This window comes from Streptosporangium sp. NPDC048047 (assembly GCF_040653115.1).
Lineage (GTDB): Bacteria > Actinomycetota > Actinomycetes > Streptosporangiales > Streptosporangiaceae > Streptosporangium.
Window position 1 is genome coordinate 1 of record NZ_JBEZNH010000120.1, and the last position, 4,442, is coordinate 4,442.

2 protein-coding genes are annotated in these 4,442 nt (G+C 73.5%); both read right to left on the minus strand.

Features of this window, described 5'->3' with window-relative positions; genetic code table 11:
- Positions 1 to 68: 68 nt before the first annotated feature.
- Entirely contained in the window at positions 69 to 2,657 is a 2,589-nt protein-coding gene (locus AB0D67_RS38935) for a glycosyl hydrolase family 18 protein (protein WP_362947424.1), read from the minus strand.
- Positions 2,658 to 3,053: 396 nt separating this feature from the next.
- Positions 3,054 to 4,442: 2-oxo acid dehydrogenase subunit E2 (locus AB0D67_RS38940; RefSeq protein WP_362947427.1), on the minus strand; the 1,389-nt coding region annotated here is incomplete at its 5' end.

Consider the following 4,442-nt stretch of genomic DNA (forward strand, 5'->3'; position numbering starts at 1 on the left):
GAAGAACGGCACGACGTCGGCGCCGATCATCCGCACCTGGTCGGGGTGGCCGACGCAAGGACCGGGGGCTACGGCAGGCGAAGCCAGAGGGCGGGGACGTTCGGCGGTTCCCACCCCGCCACGGCGGTGTGCGCCTGGCGGCACTCGTAGCCGATGCCCGCGTGGGTGACCCGGACGCCGGGCGTGTAGGCCGTGCCGGCCTTCCACGCCGGGTAGGCGCCGGTCGGTGTCACCGTGGGGGTCGCGGTCGGTGTCGCCGTCGGCGTGGTCGTGGGCGTCACGGTCGGGGTGGCGGTGGGGGTGACGGTCGGGGTGACGGTGGGCCTCGGGGAGGAGGTGGCGGTCGGCGTGGAGGTGGGCCCCGAGCAGGCGCCCAGGTCCTTCCAGACGTCACCGGCGCCCGGCTCGTTGTTCTGGGTCCACCACCGGGCCTCCCACTGCCGGCCGTTGTGCGAGACCCGGGCTCCGCCGTTGTAGACCTGGGTGGCCGACCACGCGGGAGCGGCGCAGTCGCCGCCGGGGCCGCCGGTCGGTCCGGACGTCGGCGTCGGGTTGACGACCACGCCGCCGCGGGCGTTGTCCGCGGTCAGGCCGTACGTCCTGCCGCCGAAGCTCACGGTGAAGTTCGCCGGGGCCGGGGCGGGCAGGTAGTAGACGTAGTCCATGGTGAGCGACGCGCCGGGGGCGAGCGACTCGGAGGCCCGCAGCTTGAACGAGACGCGGTTGAAGTCGCCCTTCAGCCCGCCGATGTTGTTCGCCGCGGTGTGCTCGCTGCTGATCACGGTGAGGCCGTAACCCGACTGGTCCTTGGCGGTCCCGGGAGCCGAGCTGGCGTAGTCCCACTGGAACTCGGCGCCGCCGGGGATGGTCGTCGACGACTTATTGGTGATCTTCAGCTTGCCGGTGATCGGGTAGTTGCTGTCGCCGACCGGGAACCCGCCCAGCTCCACCTGCACGTCGAGCTTCTCGGCGGGCACGTTCACCTTGGCGCGGGCGGCGCCGTACGGCGCGGCGGTCTTGAGCGTGTCGTACAGCTTGGTGGTGAGCGTGTCGCCCATGAACCACTCGCCCTTGGCCGCGTCCCACGCGTAGTCGCCGGCCAGCTCCCAGATCATCACGCCGCCGATGCCCTTGTCCCTGACGTAGGCGGCCTTGGCGGCGACGGACTGCTCGTCCTCGGTGGACAGGAAGACCTTCTTGCCGGCGTTCCACAGCCACGGCGCGACCAGCGTGGGGTCGTAGTTGCGGGTGTAGGTCCCGGTCAGCCGGTCCTCGGGGTCGCCGGCCGGGTCGAGGCCGTAGGCGGGGCCGTACGATCCGGCGCGGCCCTCGGCGAGGTTCCTGGCGTGCCAGAGCGGGTTGCCGCCCCCGCCGACCTCGGCGCCGTTCTCCTCGTCGTGCCAGAGGTTGTCGATGCCGCGCGCGCCGTCGCCGCAGGAGGTCAGTCCGGTCGGGCACGCGCCGGTGCTCTTGGCGGTGCCCCACAGGCCGTTCGTGCCGCCGGTGACGTTGCGCCAGCCGCGGGTGTAGTACGGCAGGCCGATGTTGATCCGGCCGGCCTGCATCGCACCGCGGAAGTAGTGGTAGGCCCAGTCGGTGTTGAGGTAGCCGATCCCGCCGTAGGCCGCGGTGGTGTAGACGCCCCAGCGGGCGAGTTCGGCGTCCTTGCCGTCGTCGTAGAGGGCGGCGTTGGGGCCGACGAACTCGTTCCACGCGCCGTGCAGGTCGTAGGACATGATGTTGACGTAGTCCAGGTACTGGGTGACCTGGAAGGTCTCCATGCCGCGCAGCAGGTAGCCGGACGACGGGGCGGCGACGGTCAGCATGTAGTACCTGCCGTCGGCGGCCGCGGCGGCGTTGAGCCTGTCGCGCAGGGTCTTCATCAGCAGCGCGTAGTTCCGCATCAGCGACGGCCGCCGGGCGTTGGCGATCTGCCAGTCCAGCGGGTGTCCCGCGTCCTTCATCGACGTGGGGTACTCGTAGTCGACGTCCACGCCGTTGAAGCCGTACTTCCTGACGAACGCCACCGCCGAGTCGGCGAAGGCGTCGATGCCCGCGGTGTTGGCCGACCCGTCGGCGTTGGTGGTCATCGTGTAGAAGCCGCCGGAGGCCCGGCGGGTGCCGCCGTCGTCGATGTAGCCGCCGCTCTCCGCCCAGCCGCCGACGCTGATGAGCGTCTTGGCCTCCGGGTGGGCCTTCTTGTACTTGTTCAGCAGGTTGAAGTGCCCCTTGTACGGCAGGCCGGGGTCGGGCGCGTCGATCCCGGGCCATTCCATGCCGGTGGCCGCGTTGTCCGGGCCGTCGGCGCCGACCGAGATCCTGTTGTCCGGGCCGACGTGCGCGAAGGCGTAGTTGATGTGGGTGACCTTGCCCCAGGGGATGTCCTTGGCGAGGTACGCGGGCTGGCCGTTCTTGCCGGTCCGCCAGCCGGTGAAGTAGCCGATGACGCGGCGGGGGTGGTCGGCGCCCATCTTCTCCCGGCCCGCCTCGTCGTAGACCTGGCAGAAGGGGACGGCGAGGCCGGGGGTGGTGTAGAGGCCGTCCGGACGGCAGGCCTCGTCGTTGACGGCGGCGCCGGCCGTGCCGGCCAGCGCGCAGGCGATCAGGGCGAGTGACGCGCCGGCCGCGACGAGGCCGGTGCGCAGACGTGAGGACATCGGGAGAGCCACCTCCGGGGTGAGGACATACCGCTGCGATCCCGCCCCCCACGGGTCATTGACCGGAAGTTATGCCTTCCGACCTGCGTCGTCAATGCTCTCTTTTAGGAAACTTTACTTATAATTCTCCTGTTGTGTTCTTCGGGGCGCGTGGTCGCGCGGGTCGCCGGGGAGGTGGAGGCGGATATCGCGGGGTCCCCGGGCCGCGGGAAGGCCCGGATCTCGCGCGGCGGAATCCGGGGCCGGCAGGGCGGGGCGCGGGGCCGCGAGGTCCGGCGCGGCGGGGGAGACCGGTGCGGCGGGATCCGGGGCCATGGAGACCGGGGCCGCCGGGAGATCCGGGCCGGCGCGGCGGAGGAGGCCGGCCCCGGGTGGGACCCGGGGCCGGTGCGGCGGTCAGGCGGCCGGGCCGCCGTCCTGCGGGGACTCGGGTGACTCCGGGGACTCCTGCGGCTCCGGGGCCTCCAGGGCGGTCCGGAGCGCGCCGAGGAACTCGGCCGAGTCGCGGCCGTTGACGAACCGGTGGTCGTAGGTCAGCCCCAGGGTGATCACCTTCCGTACGGCGAAGCCCCCGCCGCGCTCCGCCACCACCTCCGGGCGCGGAGCGGTGAGCGACAGCGCGCAGATCTGTCCGGGGAACACGATGGGCGTGGCCGCCACGACGGCGGCGTCGGTGTGCAGGGTGACCGTGATGTTGCCGCCGGACAGGTCCCGCTCGCGGAACGCGCCGTTCAGCGCGGTCTCGCGGAACCGGGTGAGGTCGCGGGCGATCTCGCCGAGCGGGCGCCGCCCCGCGTCCCGCACCACCGGCACGAACATCCCCTTGCCGACGTCCACGGTCACGCCGACCTCGGCGGAGGGGGCCGGGCGGGCGCGGAGGCCGTCGACGGGCGCGGCGAAGAAGAGGGGGAAGCGGTCGAGCAGCCGGCCGGTCGCCTGAACGAGCAGCTCGGGCAGCCCGACGAGGGCGCGCACCCGCCGGGTCTCCCGGCGGGCGTGGGCCAGCGCCTCCGTCACGTCGATCCGCACCGCGGTGAACGCGGCGGGGATCTCCCGGTGCGACCGCTCGACGACCTCGGCGATCCGCCGCTGGTTCCGTGAGAGCTCGATGAGCCCGGCCTCGTCCTGCCCGGTACCGGCCGTCCGGGCGTCGGGCGAACCGGCCTCGGCCGTCCGGGCGTCGGGCGAACCGGTTCCGGCCGTCGCGGTTCCGGACGGCCCGGCTTCGACAGCCCCGGTTCCGCCCGGTCCGGTCTCGCCTCGTCCGGCCGTTCCAGGCCCGGTCCCATCCGGCCCGGGAGCGGGCGCGGCCGGCGTCGCGCCCTCCGCGGACCCGGGCGGCGCGACCAGGGGTTCCAGGTCGGTCCGCCGGACCAGCTTCCTGCCCAGGGCCAGCACCCGCTCGGCGGGGATGCCGTGCTCCGCCATGAACCGCCGGGCGGGCTCGGTGATCACGACCCCCTCCGGGATCCCCGGGCCGTCCGGCCGCGACGGGTCATCTCGCGCGTCGCCGCCGGCGCGGACGCCGTCGACAGGGATGCCGCCGGTGTGGACGCCGTTCACGTGGACGCCGTCCGTCCCCGGCCGCCCGGTCGCGGCGGGGTCCGCCGGGGGGAGCCCCCGGCCGGAGGACCCCGCTCCGGCCGGGGACCCCGGCTCCTCTCCCTCGCCGAGGAGGCGGGCGATGACCTGGCCGGGCGCGCACTCGGCGCCTTCGGCAAGGAGGCGCAGCAGGGTGCCGTCGGCTTCGGCGGTCAGTTCCTCGGCGGCCTTGGAGGTCTCCAG

Excerpts from the sequence above, each read along its gene's own strand:
- AB0D67_RS38935 (WP_362947424.1), bottom strand. The coding sequence starts at position 2,657 with ATGTCCTCACGTCTGCGCACCGGCCTCGTCGCGGCCGGCGCGTCACTC.